At 36.2% G+C, this 20640-nt stretch carries 19 protein-coding genes; 18 read left to right on the top strand and 1 reads right to left on the bottom strand.

Going from position 1 to position 20640, the window contains the following annotated elements:
* The first annotated feature begins 29 nt into the window (after nt 1-29).
* From AC075J_RS15650 to AC075J_RS15665, 4 genes are all read left to right on the top strand, one after another.
* A complete protein-coding gene (locus AC075J_RS15650) occupies nt 30-878 on the top strand; it encodes a triose-phosphate isomerase family protein (RefSeq protein WP_055200325.1) in 849 nt (282 codons plus the stop codon).
* A 26-nt stretch (nt 879-904) separates the two neighbouring features.
* Nucleotides 905-2392 (top strand): lactate racemase domain-containing protein, encoded by a 1488-nt coding sequence (locus AC075J_RS15655; protein ID WP_055200280.1) that lies wholly within the window; start codon nt 905-907, stop codon nt 2390-2392.
* A gap of 136 nt (nt 2393-2528) precedes the next feature.
* Entirely contained in the window at nt 2529-3068 is a 540-nt protein-coding gene (locus AC075J_RS15660; protein WP_070102123.1) for an ECF transporter S component, read from the top strand.
* A complete protein-coding gene (locus AC075J_RS15665; RefSeq protein ID WP_055200276.1) occupies nt 3059-3673 on the top strand; it encodes a shikimate kinase in 615 nt (204 codons plus the stop codon). Before AC075J_RS15660 ends, AC075J_RS15665 begins: the two co-directional genes overlap by 10 nt.
* Nucleotides 3674-3677: 4 nt before the next feature.
* Here the strand turns inward: AC075J_RS15665 and AC075J_RS15670 are convergent, their stop codons facing one another.
* Nucleotides 3678-4562 (bottom strand): aldose 1-epimerase family protein, encoded by an 885-nt coding sequence (locus AC075J_RS15670; protein WP_055200274.1) that lies wholly within the window; start codon nt 4560-4562, stop codon nt 3678-3680.
* A gap of 260 nt (nt 4563-4822) precedes the next feature.
* Between AC075J_RS15670 and AC075J_RS15675 the strand changes: the two genes are divergently transcribed.
* The 14 genes from AC075J_RS15675 to AC075J_RS15740 all read left to right on the top strand — a co-directional run bounded on the left by AC075J_RS15675 (nt 4823) and on the right by AC075J_RS15740 (nt 20640).
* Nucleotides 4823-6028, top strand: coding sequence for an ATP-binding protein (locus AC075J_RS15675; RefSeq protein ID WP_055200272.1), 1206 nt, complete (start codon nt 4823-4825; stop codon nt 6026-6028).
* A 23-nt stretch (nt 6029-6051) separates the two neighbouring features.
* Nucleotides 6052-6405: a TnpV protein gene (locus AC075J_RS15680; RefSeq protein WP_055152189.1), complete on the top strand. Its 354-nt coding sequence runs from the start codon at nt 6052-6054 to the stop codon at nt 6403-6405.
* Between the two features lie 157 nt (nt 6406-6562).
* The gene (locus AC075J_RS15685; RefSeq protein ID WP_025578043.1) at nt 6563-7612 is read left to right on the top strand and encodes a PDDEXK nuclease domain-containing protein; all 1050 of its coding nucleotides are present in this window, start codon (nt 6563-6565) and stop codon (nt 7610-7612) included.
* A gap of 259 nt (nt 7613-7871) precedes the next feature.
* On the top strand, nt 7872-9131 hold the full coding sequence (locus tag AC075J_RS15690) for an ABC transporter substrate-binding protein (protein WP_022380409.1): 1260 nt from the start codon (nt 7872-7874) through the stop codon (nt 9129-9131).
* An 87-nt stretch (nt 9132-9218) separates the two neighbouring features.
* The gene (locus AC075J_RS15695) at nt 9219-10103 is read left to right on the top strand and encodes a carbohydrate ABC transporter permease (RefSeq protein ID WP_022380410.1); all 885 of its coding nucleotides are present in this window, start codon (nt 9219-9221) and stop codon (nt 10101-10103) included.
* A 193-nt stretch (nt 10104-10296) separates the two neighbouring features.
* Nucleotides 10297-10935, top strand: coding sequence for a carbohydrate ABC transporter permease (locus AC075J_RS15700; RefSeq protein WP_476390482.1), 639 nt, complete (start codon nt 10297-10299; stop codon nt 10933-10935).
* A 20-nt stretch (nt 10936-10955) separates the two neighbouring features.
* Nucleotides 10956-11804: an MBL fold metallo-hydrolase gene (locus tag AC075J_RS15705; RefSeq protein ID WP_055152187.1), complete on the top strand. Its 849-nt coding sequence runs from the start codon at nt 10956-10958 to the stop codon at nt 11802-11804.
* 76 nt (nt 11805-11880) lie between these two features.
* Nucleotides 11881-13656: a sensor histidine kinase gene (locus AC075J_RS15710; RefSeq protein ID WP_025578048.1), complete on the top strand. Its 1776-nt coding sequence runs from the start codon at nt 11881-11883 to the stop codon at nt 13654-13656.
* A complete protein-coding gene (locus AC075J_RS15715; RefSeq protein ID WP_476390483.1) occupies nt 13634-15208 on the top strand; it encodes a response regulator in 1575 nt (524 codons plus the stop codon). Before AC075J_RS15710 ends, AC075J_RS15715 begins: the two co-directional genes overlap by 23 nt.
* Nucleotides 15209-15580: 372 nt before the next feature.
* The gene (locus AC075J_RS15720) at nt 15581-16912 is read left to right on the top strand and encodes an ATP-binding protein (RefSeq protein WP_118338539.1); all 1332 of its coding nucleotides are present in this window, start codon (nt 15581-15583) and stop codon (nt 16910-16912) included.
* A 329-nt stretch (nt 16913-17241) separates the two neighbouring features.
* The gene (locus AC075J_RS15725) at nt 17242-17589 is read left to right on the top strand and encodes a TnpV protein (RefSeq protein ID WP_118338538.1); all 348 of its coding nucleotides are present in this window, start codon (nt 17242-17244) and stop codon (nt 17587-17589) included.
* Nucleotides 17590-17765: 176 nt separating this feature from the next.
* A complete protein-coding gene (locus AC075J_RS15730; RefSeq protein WP_118338537.1) occupies nt 17766-18722 on the top strand; it encodes an ORF6N domain-containing protein in 957 nt (318 codons plus the stop codon).
* A gap of 79 nt (nt 18723-18801) precedes the next feature.
* On the top strand, nt 18802-19116 hold the full coding sequence (locus AC075J_RS15735) for a helix-turn-helix domain-containing protein (RefSeq protein WP_019162573.1): 315 nt from the start codon (nt 18802-18804) through the stop codon (nt 19114-19116).
* A gap of 246 nt (nt 19117-19362) precedes the next feature.
* Nucleotides 19363-20640, top strand: a complete 1278-nt coding sequence (locus AC075J_RS15740) for an IS630 family transposase (RefSeq protein WP_118338536.1) — start codon at nt 19363-19365, stop codon at nt 20638-20640.

Raw genomic sequence — 20640 nt, forward strand, 5'->3', positions numbered from 1 at the left:
ATATTGTTAAAGAGAAAGGTAAGAATCTTATGAAACATATTTATCTGAATTTAAAAAGATTTGATGTCCCAGTGGAATTCGGAGGTGTAAACCGTCTGGCTCCAGTTGCTGACTGGGCGTCCTGTATCGTAAAAAATACACAGGAGGAATTAAAAACATATGATCCTACTGAAGTAGAATTTGGTATGTATTTTCCAGAGGTGCATCTTCTGAATGCAGTGGCTGCAAAAACAGAAGGAAGCCCTGTTCAGATTGGATGCCAGAGTGTATTCAGAGCAGATACTGCAGTTGGTGGAAATTTTGGTGCATTTACTACAAATAGACCGGCTTCAGCTATGGTTGCTGCGGGATGTGAGACTACTATTATCGGACATTGCGAAGAAAGAAATGACAAAGCAGGAATTCTCGCAGAAGCAGGTGTTACAGATACAGATGCTGTAAATCGTCTTCTGAATCAGGAAATCAAATGTGCGATTGAAAGAGGAATGAAAGTTCTTTACTGCATTGGTGAAAAGAGTGAGGAACAGGAGCAGTGGCAGGAAGTTCTTGGAAAACAGCTTGAAATTGGTCTCAAAGATGTAGATACTTCAAAAGTTGTGATTGCATATGAACCAATCTGGTCCATAGGACCGGGAAAAACACCGGCAGGTAAAGAATACATTACCAAAATTGCAAAATTTGTAAAAGAAAAGACAAATGGTATGGACATTGTATATGGCGGTGGTCTGAAACAGGATAACGCAGAAATGCTTGCTTCCATTGATGAGATTGATGGTGGTCTGATCGCACTGACAAGATTCCAGGGTGAGATTGGATACTATCCGGAAGAGTACCTTGAAATTATCCGTCTCTATATGGGTAGAGAAAATAATAAATAAGCATATATAATGAAGGGAGATTTACTATGAAACTTAATTTTGAGTATGGACAGGGAACCATGGCGGCTGAGCTGCCGGACAATACTGATGTATTTATTCCAGGAGAGACTGTAAAAGATCCGGCTTACATTCCGGAAGATCAGCTTGAGGCTGCTTATCTGGAAAGCCTGGCTCATCCTATTGGAATGCCTACTTTAACAGAACTGGCAGGACCTGGAAAAACAGTTACTATCGTTGTTCCGGACCGTGTAAAAGGCGGAGAGCAGGCTACCAGCCACAGAAAATTAAGTATTAAATATATTTTAAAAGAATTATATGCTGCAGGTATTGAAAAGAAAGATATTCTTTTTATTATTTCCAATGGACTTCATCCAAGAAGTACAGAAGCAGATGCAAAAGCTATCTTTGGAGAAGAATTATTCAATGAATTCTGGCATACAGGGCAGATCATCAGTCATGACAGCGAAGATCAGGAGCATATGGTATATCTGGGAACCACTCACAGAGGGGATCCGGTGTACATGAATAAATATGTATTTGAATGTGATATTCCAATTCTTATCGGTCATGTACAGGGAAATCCTTATGGCGGATATTCAGGTGGATACAAACACAGTGCAACAGGTATCACTAACTGGAGATGTATCGCAAGTCATCATGTACCGTCTGTTATGCACAGAGATGATTTTACACCGGTTAATGGTGGAAGTCTGATGCGTAACAAGTTTGATGAGATCAGTATGCATATGGAAGAAAAAATGGGACATCCTTTCTTCTGCTGTGATGCAGTACTGGATACACAGTCCAGACAGATCGCAATCTATTCTGGTTATGCCAAGGAAATGATGCCAATCAGCTGGAAACTTGCTGACAAGAGAACTTATGTACATTGGGCAGAAAAGAAATATGACGTACTCGTATTTGGTATGCCACAGAATTTCCATTATGGTGATGGAATGGGAACCAACCCGATCATGATGATGCAGGCTTTAAGTGCACAGGTGCTTCGATTCAAGAGAGTTATGAGTGATAACTGTGTAATCATCTGTTCATCTATATGTAATGGATATTTCCATGATGAGCGCTGGCCATATTTAAGAGAATTATATGATCTGTTCCAGCATGATCATATGAATACTCTGCCGGATATGAACCGTCTTGGTGAGTATTTTGCTACAAATGAAGAATATATCCGTAAATATCGTTATACAAATGCATTCCATCCATTCCATGGTTTCTCTATGATGTCCTGTGGACATATTGCAGAAATGAATACCAGTGCAATCTATATTGTAGGTGCTGAGGAACCAGGATACGCAAGAGGAATGGGATTAAAAACAAGAGCTACATTTGAAGAAGCACTGGAAGATGCCAAGAAGAAATATGTTGGTCAGGAACCTAATATCCTGGCATTGCCAATGACATTCAAAAAAGCAGCTGTACATCTTTGCATGAAAGATCCTGCACAGGATTGCATGGATGAATATGGACATCGCCATCCATGTTGCTGCTGATATAATTTCATTATATAGTAGGGTATAGTATTTATAATATAGAGCATCCCTGTCCAGAGTTATTTTTATGTTTCTGACAGGGGTGCTTTGTTATATCACAGGCGTTTTTTTGTACTGACAGACGGAGGAATTGGATATGAAAGAAAATACAGCTTTAAGAAAAAAAATTTTGGCAGCATTGTTTCTTGCGATCGGACTGATCCTTCCATTTATCACAATGCAGATACCGGCAGTGGGGAAGATGCTTTGCCCGATGCATATACCGGTATTATTGTGTGGATATATCTGCGGATGGCCATATGGCTTGCTTATTGGGATTATTACACCTCTTTTAAGAGGAGTGTTGTTCGGAATGCCGGCAATTTTTCCGAATGCCTTCTGTATGGCGTTTGAACTTGCCACTTATGGGCTGGTGGCAGGAATTTTATCAGAAAAAATGAAAAAAGATATAAAATCCCTGTATATTTCACTCATAGCAGCAATGCTGTGTGGACGGATCGTATGGGGACTGGTTTCAGCAGCAGTATATGCATTTACAGGAGGAATCTTTACCTGGGAACTGTTTCTGATGGGAGGATTTATAAATGCATTGCCGGGAATTCTGATCCAGCTTGTTCTGATCCCGGCCCTGGTAGAACGTTTATATAATATGGAAGGAACAGTAGAATGGAATTAAAGGCACGCTGCAAAGAAAGATTTGAACCGGTAGTTCAGGCAATCAGACAATTGCAGAAAGAGAAGGAAGGACTGGATGAGCCTCTGATCGTTGCAATTGATGGCAGGTGTGGAAGTGGGAAAACTACATTGGGAGAATATCTGGAGCAGGTATTCGACTGTAATCTGTTCAGAATGGATGACTTTTTTCTGCGCATGGAACAGCGTACGCCACAGCGTCTGAAAGAAACAGGAGGAAATGTGGATTATGAGCGGTTTGAGGAGACGGTATTAAGACCGATCTTTCAGAAGCAGACAGTTTTTTATCAGCCGTTCAGCTGCCGGAAATGGAATCTGCTGGAGGGATATCCTGTTCCTTATAAAAAACTCAATATTATAGAGGGTTCCTACAGTATGCATCCATACTTTAAGAACCCTTATCAACTTCGTGTATTTTTAAATATTTCTCCCAAAGATCAGATGGAAAATATAAAAAAGCGCAATGGCCCGGAAAAGGCAAAACAATTTCAGAATATGTGGATCCCAAAGGAGGAAGCCTATTTTAAGAAATTCCATGTGATGGATGGTGCAATACAGGTCATGTGGAATCTGAAAACTGAAAAATAAAAGATTATTCTATCAGAGAAATCTCAAGATGATATGCTTTTTCTTTTCCAGATTCCAGCGTGAGGATTCCATGTTTATGCGCAAAAATATCATCATCCTGGTGAAAAATGCCGGAACCGTTCCAGGGCTCCAGACAGAGAAACGGAGCCTTTCCTCCGGCCGGTGTCCAAATTGCAAGGGATTCAAAATCAGGATAATATACGGAAACACCTTTTCCTGTAATTGCATTTACGAAAGAAACATAGTGTGAATTCGTGTGTTCAAAGAAAACAGCATCCTGATCAAACATGGAAATTGTGAGAGGAAGTGTGTTGCCTTCTGCTTTCTGGGATACTTTGTGATTAAAATTAAATTCCAGATTCTTTATATCATATTCATAAGAAATAAAATTCTCTTCTTTTTCAAATCTTAAAATACAATTTTCAATATTTTCTCCATTATTGACCGGACACATGAAACCGGGATGTGCACCAATATGATAATACATAATGTCGGAATCTTTGTTTATTACTCTATAGTCCATAGACAGAGTACTGCCATTCAGATGATATGACAGGTAAAGTTCAAAATCATAAGGATAATGTTTTAATGTTTCTTCATTTGCTTTAAGTAAAAAAGTGACGGAATTTTCAGTCTGTTCTGTTACTTCAAATTCAGATTCTTTACAAAAACCATGTTTGGGCATCTGGTATATATGATCCTTGATAACAGTTTCTCCGTTGCGGACATTTCCCACGGTCGGAAAAAGAAGCGGAGAAGATCGAAGCCAGTAAGCGGGATCAGAATTCCATACGTATTCATTCCCGGATGGATTGGAATAGGAATTTAATTCGGCACCAAGTGTGTTTAAAAGTACATGATAATTGTCAGATTGTAATTTAATCTGCATAGTAAAACCCTCCCTGATAAATACATAATAGTAATATGCTGCATAAAACAAGCGTATCATAAAAACACTGTAATGGAATAGAAATTTGGACAAACGTTTGGGGATGAAAGATAGAGGGTGGAGTTGATTTATGTTTAAATGCAAAACTTTTGTTCCTACAAAAACACAAAAATCAATAGTTTTGGGATTGCAATCCAAAAACTATTGATTTTTATATCGCTTTTGGAATATAATTAGTAAAAAAAGAAGGGAGCATTATTATGATTATAGAAAGAAAAGAATATTTAGAAAAACTGATAGCCTGGAAAGATAAGCAGTTGATTAAAATTGTTACAGGTGTACGACGTTGTGGAAAATCTATGCTTCTGGAAATTTATCGCAATTATTTAAAAGAGCATGGGATTGAGGAAGAACAGATTATTTCTATTAATTTTGAAGATCTTGATTATGAAGAACTGACAGATTACAGGAAATTATATAAATATTTAAAGGAACGTCTGATTGATGGAAAAATGACATATATTTTCCTTGATGAAATTCAGAATGTAACAGATTTTCCGAAAGTGCTGGACAGTCTTTATATTAAAAAAAACATAGATATTTATGTGACTGGTTCCAATGCATATATGTTGTCCAGTGAGATTGCAACTATGATTTCAGGAAGATATATTCAGATTGAAATGTTGCCGTTGTCTTTTAAGGAATATATGGAGAGTACTGGCAGTATGAATGACAGAGGAATCAAATATGCTGAGTATTTGCAGAATAGTTCATTTCCGTTTACACTGGAATTAAAAAATCAGCCAGATGAGATCAGAGATTATCTGGAAGGAATCTATAATACGATTGTTGTAAAGGATATTATAAACAGGAAAAAAATCACAGATACTATGATGCTTAAGAGTGTCTTAAGATTTGTGTTTGATAATATAGGAAATCCATTGTCATCAAAAAAAATTGCAGATACGATGACCTCAGAAGGGCGAAAAATTGATACAAAAACGGTGGAAAAATATCTAGAGGCTTTTAGCGAGAGTTATATTATATATCAGGCAAAACGTTATAATATAAAGGGAAAACAATATTTAAAAACTCTTGAAAAATATTATATAGTTGATATTGGAATGAGGTATATGCTTTTAGGGTCGAGGCAGGCAGATGCAGGACATGTTCTGGAAAATATAGTCTATCTGGAATTGTTACGTCGAGGATATGATGTGTATGTTGGAAAAATCAATTCATATGAAGTGGATTTTGTGGCACAGAATAAAAAGGGAACAGTATATTTCCAGGTGGCACTGACTGTACGAGATGAAAATACACTTTTGAGAGAATTAAGACCATTACAGGCGATACGAGATCATTATCCAAAGATTATCTTAACAATGGATGAAGAACCAGAAGAACAATATGAGGGAATTCGACGTATTAATGCCAGAGACTGGTTATTGGGGATTGTAGACTGAGCAAGTAGCGAAGCGGATTGCGAATGTCCGCTGTTATAATTTATACAAATGTAAATGGATACCTGATTCCTAATCTCACCTATAAATCCGGTGAGCAGATGGAGCAACTTGGAAAGTATGGTTTTCTTCGAAGAGATTATCTGAAGAATCATCGAAACTCAACGTATCAGGTGATACTTTTGCAGGATACGATTGGCGAGCATCTGCTGGAAGTGGATAAGGCTGCCAGAGAACGGGAAGAAATTATTCTGAAACAGTTGGAAGAAAAAGATCCATTGCCGGATAAGGAGAAAAATCAGATGGCATGGGTAAGAGCTGCCAATCAGCACAGAGCGATTGCAGAAGAGATTATTCTCAAGGAATTGATTTATGTTTAAATGAATGTGATGAGGTCGTGGAATGCGACCTCATTGTTGTATGAGAATATAAAATTGCAGTAGGCAGAACGAGAAAAATAGGGTAATATAACAATAACCTGTTGGTGCGATTTTGAAATGCCAAGTTGGCATTTCAAATTATAGAAGGGAATCAATAATGAAAAAAGAGATAATAGTAGCAAATAATATTGATAACATTTACGATGAAATAAATGCATTGATCAGAGAAAAGAAAACGGATGTAAAGAAAGTTGTGAACGATGCCATTATCTCACTTAACTGGGGAATTGGAAAAAGACTTAGTGCGGAGTTCACCGGAGATAATAAGCCTGAGTATGGAAAAAAAGTTGTTGCAGAAGTCAGTAAACGTTTGGAACAGGAGTATGGTTCTGGATTTGATAAAACATCAATTTCGAGAATGATTAAATTTTATCAGGAATTTCCTGACTTCGAAAAAGTTGCGACATTGTCGCAACAATTGACCTGGTCACATTTTGTAGAGATTTTGCCAATAAATGACGAGTTAAAGAGAGACTTTTATGCTGCAATGTGTATGCAAGAGAACTGGTCAGTGAGGACATTGCGTGAAAGAAAAAAATCTATGCTTTATGAACGCACTGCAATATCGAAGAAACCAGAAGAAACAATAAAAAATGAGATTGCCGAATTACGGGATGATGGAAAAATGAGTCTGGATCTTTTTTACAGAGATCCATACATGCTTGATTTTCTTGGTTTACGTGATACTTATAGTGAAAAAGATTTGGAAAATGCCATTCTTGCGGAATTAGAAAAATTTATTTTGGAAATGGGATCGGATTTTGCGTTTTTGGCAAGGCAGAAGCATTTTGTGCTGGATGGTAAAGATTACTATATGGATTTATTGTTTTATCACAGAGGTTTGAAAAGGCTGGTTCTTGTTGAGTTAAAGCTTGGAGAATTTGAACCGCAAGATAAAGGACAAGTCGAACTGTATTTGCGATGGTTGGAAAAAAATGAAAGAGTAGAAGGTGAAGAAAGTCCGGTTGCTCTTATATTATGTGCAGAAAAATCGCAGGAAACCATAGAATTAATGCAATTGGATCATGGAAACATCCACGTGGGACAGTATATGACTAAAATGCCTCCAAAAGAACTTTTAGAACAGAAGTTATCACTTGCTATTGCAAATGCAAGAGAGCTATTGGAACAGAGGAAAGAAGAATAAAGGTTTTCAATTTAATAATGAAATGCAAGATAGGCGTGAGTCATAAAAATATGACTTGCGTCTTTTTCTTTTTGCAGAAAGGCGTGAGACATAAAAATATGGCTTGCGTCTTTTTCTGTTTGGAAAGGTAAAAAAATGTATATGTTTTGTCATAATTTGACGTATGGAAAAAGAAAGCAGGGGTTGTTATTATATTGTTAACAAAAGAAGTACTTCTAAAATAACAAAAGGACAAAGCAGGTAAAAGAAAGGAGTTTTTATGAGGAAAAAGATGATTAGCCTGATGATGACAGTCGCTATGGGGACAGTCATGATTAGTGGAGCAACAGTTGTAAAAGCGGATTCAGACGAAAAAGAAACCGTTAAATTAGCGGTGTGGTCTTCTGGAGCAGCAGATAATTTTCAGAAAGGTGCAGATGAATTTAATAAGCGCCAGGATAAAATTAATTTTGTAGTTGAAATGCAATCAGGAGATTATAGCCAATATCTTGGAGCAAAGGTGGCATCTAATGATCTTCCGGATATGTTTTTCCTGAATCCATATGCACAGGTGCAGCAGTTTGCAGCAACAGACAGAATTGTGGATTTGAGTGAGGAAGGATTTGCAACAAAGATTTATGATTCTGTAAAAGATGCATGTAGCTATGATGGAAAAATTTATGCGTATCCAATGGCTCTGGAAATGTTGGGAGTTTATTATAATCAGGAGTTATTTGAAAAGGCCGGAATTACAGAAGTACCGAAAACATTCTCACAAATGAAAGAAGTATGTGAAAAACTTCAGGCAAGTGGTATTACACCATTTGCAGCCACCTATAAAGATGCATGGACATTGAATCATTTATTTAGCTGTCTGCAGGGAGCCGCAGTTGGAGATTATGAGTCATGGGTTGCAGATATGAATGCAGGAAAAGGAAGTTTCAGGAATGATAATTCTTCACTTGAATTTGAGTTTATGGATATGATGAAAGAAAATTCCGGTGGAAATTATATGGATGCAGATTCCACATCAGGCTTTAATGCATTTGCATCAGGTGAAGCTGCTATGATTGTGACCGGAGAATTTTCTCTTCTGAATGCACAAAGTATTAATCCGGATTTACAGGTTGGTCTGTTTGGAGTACCACTCACAGAAAATGAGGAAGATGCAAAACTTGATGTAGATGTAGGAATTTGTATTGCAGTAAATCAAAATACTCCACATCTGGATGCAGTGCGTGAGGTTCTGAATTATCTAAGCGATAACACAGATGAAAACGGATGGATGCATTATAGTGCTGATTCAATGGGCGCAGCACCACCTGCAATGGATTTTACAATGTCAACAGAATATCAGTATTTCGAAGATTATAAGAATTATATGTCAAATAACCAGACAAAACCATGGGTATACTCACAGCTTGAGTCCGGCGCTGGCGATATGATTGGGCCGGTAATTCAGGGATATTTTGCCGGAACAACGGATATGGATACTACTTTAGATCAGTTAGATTCGAAATTTTCAGAGCTTCTTGAGTAAAGTAAAATCGGGAAAGATATAAGTGGTAACAGAAGCTTCTGCAGAAATGTTGCAGAAGCTTTTGTTATCAGAAAGGAAGATAATTTTATGTTGGATTGTTGTAAAAAAAATAAATGGTTTTATTTTGGTCTTACGATTCCGTCAATGTTATTATATGTTCTTGCACTTGCAGGTCCATTGCTTTTAGGAACACTTCCGGCGTCTTTTTATAATTGGAATTTGATAAAAGGAAATAAAGATTTTGTCGGTCTGGGAAATTACACTAAGCTTCTTGGAGACGAGACATTCATTCATTCTGTGGTATTTACTTTAATTCTGGCGGTAATATCAATTTTAATGTCAAATCTGATTGGCTTTGTAATAGCATATTTTTTAGATTCAAATGTACGGTGTAAAGGCGTAATACGTTCTTTATTTTTTATTCCTAATATTATCAGTGGTGTAATGGTTTCTTTTGTATGGTCTTTTATTTTTACAGGAGCCATTCCAAATCTGGCCAAAATTTTGCACGTAGATGCATTGGCTAATATCAGCTGGTTTGGAAATGCAGGTACTGCGGCTTTTACAGTTATTTTAGTAACAACATGGCAGTCTACCGGTTTTCTTATGATGTTATACATTACAGGATTGCAGACAATACAAAAAGATGTGTTGGAAGCAGCTGTTCTGGATGGATGTACAGGAATTAAGAAAATTATTTATATCCAATTGCCATTGTTAATGCCGACAATTACAATTAATCTCTTTGTATCAATTGCAGGAGCTTTCAAAGCATTTGACATTCCGTTATCACTGACTGGTGGAGGTCCGGCAAATAGTACACAGACAATTGCACTGAATATATATAATGATGCATTTGGTTCGTTTAAAATGGGATATGGCTCTGCAAAATCTATAATACTGTTTTTACTGGTAGGTATTATTGCATTGATTCAGCTTAAGATTACTAGAAAAAGGGAGGTACAGATGTAAAGTGGAAAAAGAAGGAATGAATAAAACAGTAGTTTTAAAAAGTATTTTGTGGCTGTGCCTTGGAATTATCTTTATACTTCCGGTTTTTCTTATTATCATGAATGCGTTTAAACCGAATAATGATATATTAACCTCGTTTATCTCATTTCCCAAAAGTTTATATCTGGAAAATTTTTCTGAAGCAATGCGGATTATGAACTTTTGGACAGTATTTCGCAATACGCTGTTTGTGACGGTATGTACTGTCATAGTTGCCAGTGCCGTGTCTTTTATGAGTGCATATGGAATTTCACATCTTCCTCAAAAGACAGGTGACAAATTATACACATTGTTTGTAGTAGGACAGATTATTCCGTTTCATGCAGTTATGATTGCAATTTCTATGTTATCTACAAAACTGGGACTGACTAATACGCATTTAGGACTGATTATATTTTATAGTGGGTTTTATACATCGTTTGGTGTTATGACATATGTTGGTTTTCTGAAGAGTGTGCCAAGAGAGTTGGAAGAGGCTGCTGCAATTGACGGTGCGGGACCTTTCAGAACAATGGTGCAGATTATTTTGCCACTGGTAAAATCCACAACAGTGACAATTGGCATTTTGTTTTTCCTTTGGACATGGAATGATCTGTTACTTCCGAGTATTATGATCAGCGATGTGAACCTTCGTACAATTACAGTTAATTTATATATGTTTAAATCTTCTACTAATGCTCAATGGAATCTTTTGATTGCAGGATTAGTTGTAAGTATGATACCAATTATAATTATTTATATTGTAGGACAGAAACATATTACAAGCGGTTTAACAGCGGGTGCAGTAAAATAAAAAAGACAGGAGAAGTAAAGATGAGTACATTTTATGAAGATAATATGAACATAAAAAAGATAAATGGTTTTACACTTCAGCAGGTATCAAGGGATGTATGGGCAATTGATGAGTTTGGTATAGATATTATGTATTTGATTATTGGAACGGAAAGAGCCTTATTGATTGATACTGGCATTGGAATAGGAAATATACGGTCAGTAGTAGAAACAATGACTCATCTGCCTTATGATGTAGTAAATACGCATCATCATTATGACCATGTGGGTGGAAATGGGCGCTTTTCAATGGTTTATGCACATAAAAAAGCAATTCCGGTTATTCAGGAACAGAATAATCTGCAGTCACGTAAGGAATTTTTCCGTTCACAGGAAGCCCGTCCAGAATACAATTATGAAGCAAGCCTGGAATTTGATGCATCAATTATGGGTGACTTTGAGATGAAAGGAATAGAAGAAGGATTTGTTTTCCATCTTGGAAATAGAGATTTGGAGGTTTTGGATACACCAGGACATACTAAAGATGGAATTTGTTTATTAGACAGAAAATACAGATTACTATTTTCCGGAGATACTGTTGTAAGTACGCCAGTATTGATGTTTGATACGTTTTCTGATACAATGAGTACATATCTGGAATCATTGAAAAAATTATCTCAATTAAGAAATTCATATGAACTTATTTTTCCGGGTCATTATCTTCGACCAATCGGAAGCATCTATATAGATGACCAGATTTCCTGTATTCAGGAAATATTAGAAAAGCATTTGCTTGGAGAAAAAGAAGAGTGTGGTATGACAAAGAGCGAAGTGTATTTTTACCAAAAGGCTTTAGCTTCTGTGTTATATACAGAAGATAGAATCTGCTGAATCAATCTCCGGTATAGACGCATGATATATGCGCTATACCGGGGATTCCTGTTTGTAAGAGAGGTACTAAAAAGAGATGAAGGAAAAAAAAGGACGATTATATAAGTTTTATGGAAAATTAACGATTCGAAATAAATTACTTATTTCCTGTCTCCCATTTGTTGTTTTAGGATATTTTTTAATTTTTTATAGTACTACAGTTATTATGTTTGATCAGATGAAGCAGATGGTATATGATCAGACAGAACAGAATGTTATGGAAAAAAAGAAGCTGGTTAATACATTATTAGATAATTATAATCAGGCTACCATAAAATTTTTATATTATACAAATGAAGTGCAGGAATATTTAAATACCCGTCAAAGTGTATTAAGTGTTGAAGAGCAGGAAAAACTGACTGATATGATTTCTTATCAGATAGGATCTCTTATTACAAATAATCAGGATGCGTTAATGAATGTGTGTATTTATAATAAGTTTAACGAATTATATATTAATAATGCAATTTATTATAATACAATAGAACAGACAAATGATTTTGCAGAAATACTGAAAGAAGCAGCAGAAGAAAAGCATGGAAAGCCGGTGCTTCGTATAAATCCCGTGAGGAAAAATATGATTACTTTTGCAAGAAATATCTACGTTCCCCAAATAGAAAAAAGTGATGAAAAAATCGGATTTCTGATGATGGATATTGACAAAACGGGTATGGAAAAAATCATACAGACAGGAGAGGATAGAGATGTGAACGCTATTCTCATATTGGATTCAGAAAATAATATTCTGGTTAATGGTTCAAATTTATCTGATGATAAATGTAAAACCATTTTGAAAGAACCATCTGGAAATTATAAAATTATCAGATATAATCTTCAATATGATGGGTGTAGTCTTGTAGGAATTTTGGATAAAAATCTGCTTTTTAAGAGTGTATATAAAATTTTCTTCAAAGAGATGGTGATGATTTTGGCTGCAATTTCAATTATTTCAATTGCATTATTCATAACTGCGGCTAAAATTGCAGAACAGATTCAGAAATTTATTGTAAAATTACGTCAGACTACAGAGATAAATTCCAATGCGTATGTTGAGGTTGATTCCAATGATGAATTTAGAGAACTGGCAAATGTTTATAATGCGATGTTGGAAAGAATTGACTTGCTGATTCAGCAGGTATATAAACAGCAGTTGTTAATGAAAGATGCCCAGATTGAATCTCTTCAGGCTCAGATTAACCCACACTTTCTATATAATACATTAGACTGTATTAATAGTCTTGCTGATATGGGTAAGACTACGGAAGTTAAAAAGACGGTAACATCTCTTGGAAGCATTATGAGAATGTCTATTAAAGGGGCACAGTTTTTAAAGATTGAAGAAGAATTAAAGTATGTAAATCAATATTTGTATATTCAGAAAATGCGCTTTCAGGAACATATTATCTGTCTGGTAGAAATACCGGAACAATTATATGAATATTACATTCCAAAGCTGATGATACAGCCGCTTTTGGAAAATGCAATTGTCCATGGGGTTTCAGAATTGAAAGAAACAGGAATGATAGCAGTAACCGGGAAGGAAACGGAAGATGCAATTTATATTACTGTAAAAGATAATGGAAATGGGATGCCGGAAACTATTATCAGACAGCTGGAAGAAATAAGAGAAAATGGAATACTGAAAGAGAAGGAACACATTGGTATCTTTAATATTCAGCAAAGACTTTTGCTGCTGTACGGAAAGGAATATGGTTTGACTGTGGAACATGTAAAGCCATCGGGGACAGCAGTAACCATCTGTATTCCCAAAACAAAGGGGGAAAAAGGATATGAAAGTGGTAATTATAGATGATGAACCATTGATATCAGACAAATTAAAAAGGATCATGGAAACGGGACTACGGGGTATGCATACGGTTTGTGCTTTTACAGATGCACAGATGGCATTGGATTATATTGAACAGGAAAAACCTGGGGTTATTTTGACAGATATTCGTATGCCGGGCATCACTGGAATCGATCTGGCAAAGCAGATCAATCAAATGGATTATGGAGCAAAAATTGTTTTTCTGACTGGATATGCAGAGTTTGAATATGCCAGATATGGAATAGAGTATAAAGTTTTTGACTATCTTTTAAAGCCCGTAGATGAACAGGAAGCAATCAAGTGCTTAAATCGAGCGATTAGTGCATTTCATGCAGAACAAAAACATACGGAAATGTATCAGATTTTCCAGGATTATTTTGTTAAAAATCAGGAGCTGATCAGACAACAATTTGTGGAAAAACTCTTTTTTCAACCTGTAATTTTTTCAGAAAAACAGATGGAACTGCAAAAGCAGAAGCTGCGGATTGCAATAAACGGATATAGAGTGGTGGCTGTTACATATGACAGGAATCATATGCCTTTGGAAGAAGAGAGCTATTACAGTTATATAATCCATGAATTTTTTCTGAAAAAATTTAAAGAGATACTGGCACTGGAACATGGTGGTATCTTTTATATGATCTGGCCAACAGAAGAAAAGACACTGTGGAAATTCTGCAGTAAATTAGAGCTGATCAGAAGAGAACTGGCCCAGTTGCAGCCACTGGATTGTATGATAGCTGTCAGCCATTATTCTGAAAATCTGTCTGATATTCAACAGATGAAAAAGGAAGTGTTGAAATGTCTGGAATACGGAAAAGATACGGGATGTACGCAGTTGCTTTCATATCAGGATTTACCGATGGAATATAAGGAAAATGACTTTTTCGATGTTACAGAAGCAATTACAGAACTGATCAGATATCTTCGATCCGGTAATAAGAAAAAAATATTCGAACAGATGCAGAAGATTATCAATGAGACAGAGAAAGAGACAGAAAAATATTTTAACAATATCATGGAGTTGATAGGTGCCAATATATTTTTATTTCTTTCAGGAATTCCATTGGATAAGGAAAGCAAAAATAAGATTACGGAATCATTTGAGCAACAGATTCATGTACAATCGGAAAGAAAGACAAAAGCAGACTATATGAAATATTGGCTGGAGTATATTGCAGATAATATTCAAAGTATGCATAATAATGATCAGAATCAGCTAATCCAGCAAATTTATAAATATCTGAATGATAATTTTTCACAACCAATCGGTCTGACAAATGTTTCAGAACATGTAAACAGAAATCCTTCGTATATCAGTCGTTTTATCAAACAGGCTACCGGAAGAAAATTTTCTGAAATTCTTGCAGAACTGCGTTTGGAGGAGGCAAAAAAATTATTACGTTCGTCTAATTTAAAGATTACTCAGATAGCAGAACAGGTAGGATATCCCAATCTACAATATTTTACCCGGGTTTTTACTAGACAGATGAATATGACACCGGCAGAATATCGGAAAATTACAACTTATTTTTAAGTATTACTATGTTGCAACTTTGTATAGTATTTTATAAGTATAAGGATAGTCGACTTTATAATGACGATTTTGCAACGCTACATACAAATAAATATAAAGGCAAATGCAGCCTCTATATCTGTAAGCAGGAAAAAAGAGATATAGGGGTTGCATTTATTTTTTTATTGAATCAAATAAGCACTTTGCGTGATTGCGAAAAGCAATGAGCAGTGAGTGGGGACTTAACGTATAGAAATAAAGGTAGTTAAGAAAAGTAGTTCACGTTTTTATATAAAAACGTGAAAATATTATAAATAAAAGCTCATAAAACGTGAATAATAGATTGACAAAAGCTCATAAAACGTGATAACTTTGAAAAAAGGAGGGGGTTTTATGTATTTAAAAAGAAAGATAGATGAGTACCTGCTGGAGTGGAAAAAAAATGAAGAAAGACTTCCGTTAATTATAAAAGGTGCAAGGCAGATTGGAAAAACGGAATCTATTAATCATTTTGCAGAACAAAATTACAGTAATATTGTGAGTATTAATTTTGTTCTGGAACCTAAATATAAAACAATATTAAGTGACGGATATGCTGTTGAAGATATTATAAAAAATATTTCTATGATAGATACATCAAAAAGATTTATAGCAGGTGACACTGTGATTATTTTTGATGAATTACAGGAGTTTCCGGATATTGCAACTGCTCTGAAGTCATTCAGGATAGATGGAAGATTTGATGTCATATGCAGTGGTTCTTTGCTTGGAATCAATTACAGAAAAATTCATAGTAATAGTGTGGGATATAAAACAGATTATGAAATGTTTTCGATGGATTTTGAAGAATTTCTGTGGGCAAAAGGATACTCAGAGAAGCACATTGAAGATATCCTGAAACATATGAAGACAAGAACTCCATTTTCAGAAACCGAATTATCAGTTTATAAGAAATTGTTTTTGGAATATTGTGTACTTGGCGGTATGCCTGCAGTAGTAAAAGTATATATTGAAAAAAATCTTTTTACAGATACTCTGGAAATCCAGAGACAGATCCAGATGGATTATGAAGAGGATATCAGAAAATACGCTGAAGGTCTGGATCAGACTAAAATTGTAAGTGTCTATCGGAACGTACCTGTACAGCTTGCAAAAGAAAATAAAAAATTTCAATTAAGTAAAATAGACAAAAAAGCCAGAAGTCGAGAATATATGGGATGTATAACCTGGCTCGAAGATGCAGGTGTGATTTCTGTATGCTATTGTCTGCAGTATCCGGAGCTTCCATTAAAGGGAAACTATGATGACTCAAAATTCAAAATCTATTATCCAGATACAGGATTGCTGATTGCTTCATTAGATGAGGAAGCACAAGAAGACCTTCGGGCGAATAAAAATCTTGGAGTATACAAAGGTGCTTTATATGAAAATTTTGTAGCAGAGGCGTTTGTGAAACAGGGGCTTGGACTATATTACTATAAAAAAGAAAATGCTACCTTGGAAGAAGATTTTTTTGTAAGAACAAAGGATGAGTTGGTTCCGGTAGAAGTGAAGGCGAACAGGAACCGGTCTAAGTCATTGAGGCAATTGATATCCGGTGATTCTTATAGAGATATTCACTGGGGAATAAAACTTGCAGACAGTAATATTGGAATAGAAGACGGGATTTATACATTTCCATATTTCTGTACGTTCTTATTAAAACGATATCTCAAGGGAAAATGATAGCGTTAACATCAAACATTTCAGAATGCCCCGTGGACTGATCCTCCATGGGGCGTTGTATTAGCTTGGAATGGGAGTGTAACACAAATTGGAAAAGTGTACAATGAAGATTTCACAAGGTTCACAAATTCTTCACAAAATAATTAGCACTCACCTCTTGATAATGGAAGTCGATTTTTGTCCTGTCTTGTGTATCCTAGAAGTGCCTGTTTTACAGGCTTTCCGGGGCATCAGTCATTTTGTCTGGTATTGTAAAGCAGTGTCAGATTTGTCGTAAATGTCGTAAATTTGTGGTCAAAAAATGATGAGAAATGGAGAGTGCTAATAAAATGGAATTAATGTATACAAATGTAAATGGATATCTGATCCCGAATCTCACCTATAAATCCGGTGAGCAGATGGAGCAACTTGGCAAGTATGGTTTTCTTCGCAGAGATTATCTGAAAAACTATCGAAATTCAACCTATCAGATGATGCTTTTACAGGATACCATTGGAGAGCATCTTCTGGAAGTGGACAAGGCAGCCAGAGAACGGGAAGAGGTAATACTGAAACAGTTAGAAGAAAAAGAACCATTGCCGGATAAAGAGAAAGATCAGATTGCCTGGGTAAGAGCTGCTAATCAACACAAAGCAATTGCAGAAGAGATTATTCTCAATGAATTGATTTATGTTTAAATGAAGGTGATGAGGTCGTGGATTGCGACCTCATTATTGTATGAAAAATAGCAGTAGGCAGAATGAGAAAAATAGGGTAAAATGGGAACATGGATTTTGGGAACTCATAAGAAATGATTGTGCGGTAAAGTAACTTGAAATGCCAGTCTGGCATTTCAAGTTATAGAGGAGATGGAATGGCGGATCAGAAAGTAAGAGAAATGGAACCAGTGGAAACACAAATAGTTGAAATCATGCCACCGGACGTTGAAAATCTGATTTATGTAGTAAGAAACAAACAAGTCATGGTGGATAGTGATCTGGCAATGCTTTATCAGGTAGAAACGGGAGCGTTAAACAGAGCCGTTAAAAGAAATATTGCCAGATTTCCAGAAGATTTTCGATTTCAGCTTACAAAAGATGAATATGAAAACTTGAAATGCCAATTTGGCACCTCAAATGGCAGTGGAACAGAAAATGGTTATGGTGGCAGACGTACATTACCGTATGTATTTACAGAGCAGGGAATATCCATGCTTGCAAGTGTATTGCATAGCGAGGTGGCAATTAATGTAAGTATAGGTATTATGCGTGCATTTGTAGAAATGCGACGGTTTATAGCCAACAATGCACTTTTGTTTGAAAGGATTAGTAACGTTGAGCTAAAACAACTGGAATATCAGAAAAAGACAGATGAAAAACTGGAACAGATTTTTGAGTACATATCAGATCATGAGGAGTCTAATCAAAAGATATTTTTTGATGGTCAGATATATGATGCATTCAGCTTATTGATAGGACTGATTCAGAAAGCAGAAATGGAAATTGTTCTGGTAGATGGATATGTGGATGTAGGAACATTAAATATTTTGTCAAAGAAGAAAGAAAATGTGGCGGTGACAGTTTATACACAGCAACGGACAAAATTATCTCAAACAGATGTAGATAACTTTAATGCACAGTATCCTAAACTGGATGTGAAGTACACAAGAGCATTTCATGATCGTTTTTTAATTCTTGATAAAACGAAAGCATATCATGTGGGTGCGTCTTTGAAGGATGCAGGTAAAAAATGTTTTGGAATTAATCTGATTGAAGATGCAGGTATTGTAAGAGATATTTTACAGAGATTGGAATTGGAAACAGAAGAATAGAAAAGTAAGTTATGCAGAAAGGCGTGAGTCATAAGAATATGGCTTGCGTCTTTTTCTGTCTGGAAAGGAAGTGGGGAGCATGGCACAGATTTTTCGTGTAGAGAGAACTAAGAATTTTACGGTAATGAGTAATCACCATTTCAAGAATAAGAATCTGACATTGAAAGCGAAAGGTCTATTATCGCTGATGTTAAGTTTGCCAGATGACTGGAATTACAATATGCAAGGACTGGCAACATTGAGCAGAGATGGGATTGATTCTGTTCGTTCTGCAATTAAGGAATTAGAGCATCATGGATATGTGGAACGTCATAGATTGCGTAATGAGTATGGCTTTTATGGCGATACCGAATATATTATCCGGGAAGTTCCATTAGGAGAAGAAAATGATTAAGTGGAGAAGAGAAGTGCCTAAGGGTGGATAGTCCAATTTTGGACAATCAGGTCATAGGAAATTTCTATCTCCGGACATCAGAAAATAGGAAAACCAGATATGGTAAATCCCATACTGGACAAACCGTTGCTATTAATAATCCATGTTATTAAATATGAATTATTAAAGAACTAGTATAATCCATTTTAATTGTCTTTATGTTTGAAGTATGGTATACTATTCCCATAATGAAAGGGGAATGATACGATGCCAAATACAGTAAAAGTGCTGAAGCTTACAACGGATGAAAAAAACTCTTTAGAGTGTCTTCTTCGATGTCCAACAACGGAAGCCAGAAAATATATCCGGGCAAAGATTTTGTTATTAAAAAGTGATTCTTATACCAATGAAGCCATTGCCGACAAGCTTGATATAACCGTGCCTACCGTCCGCTTATGTCTCCAGAAATATTTTGCTGGCGGTATTGATAATGCTTTAAACGATTGCAAAGGAAAAGGTCGCAAGCAGGAAATATCCGATGATGACATCACATGGGTGGTCAATAAAGCCTGCCAGAAGCCGCTGGATTACGGTTTTTCTGCTGAATTTTGGTATCCCGCCAGCTTTACTCGTTTTATACAGTCTATTGCTGTGAAGGAAGGGCATCCAAGGTTAGAACATGTTTCAGAATTTTCTCTCAGGAAAATTCTTGCCAATGCCAAAATCCGTCCTTTTAAAGTCACATATTACTGCGAAAAAAGGGATCCTGATTTCGATTCAAAGATGCACAATGTCCTTGTAATTTATAAGCAGGTTTCACTGCAGTTTGATAAAGACGGGAATCTGCTACCTTTTGAGGGAACCCCTGTCCATACGTTATCCTATGACGAGAAACCGGGAATACAAGCAATCGGCTCCACAACTCCAGATCTGCCGCCGATTAGTAATACAGAGAAAGGCAGCAGCTATATGCGGGATTATGAGTATATCCGCTATGGTACTATATCGTTACTGGCGGCGATAGATCTTCTTACAGGAGAGGCAATCCCACTGGTGAGTGATACCCACAAAAGTTCAGATTTTGTGGAGTTCCTAACACGGTTGGATGCAAAATATCCTGAAGGTGATAAAATACGTCTCATCCTTGACAACCATTCGGCACATACATCGCAGGAAACACAGCGATATTTAAATAACCATTTAGGAAGGTTTGAGTTTGTATTCACACCAACTCATGGTTTCTGGCTTAACTTGGTAGAAGGTTTTTTCAGCAAACTCACAAAGCAAATGCTTCAAGGTATACGTGTTGCTAGCAAGGAAGAACTGTCGGAGCGGATTTATAAATACTTTGATGAGATTAATCAGATTCCTATTCCATACCATGGGTCTTATAATCTCGATAGTATCGACCTAGCTACAGAGGATATTGACCAGATTGTGTATGAAGTTGTCAATGCCAAGGCGGCATCGGAAGAACTGAGTTGTAAACGTGCACCTAAGCCTATAAAACGCAGTCCTAAAAAGTCTGCCAAAACAGAAAACTAA

The sequence above is a fragment of the Blautia sp. ZXY-1-C6 genome (assembly GCF_056339875.1).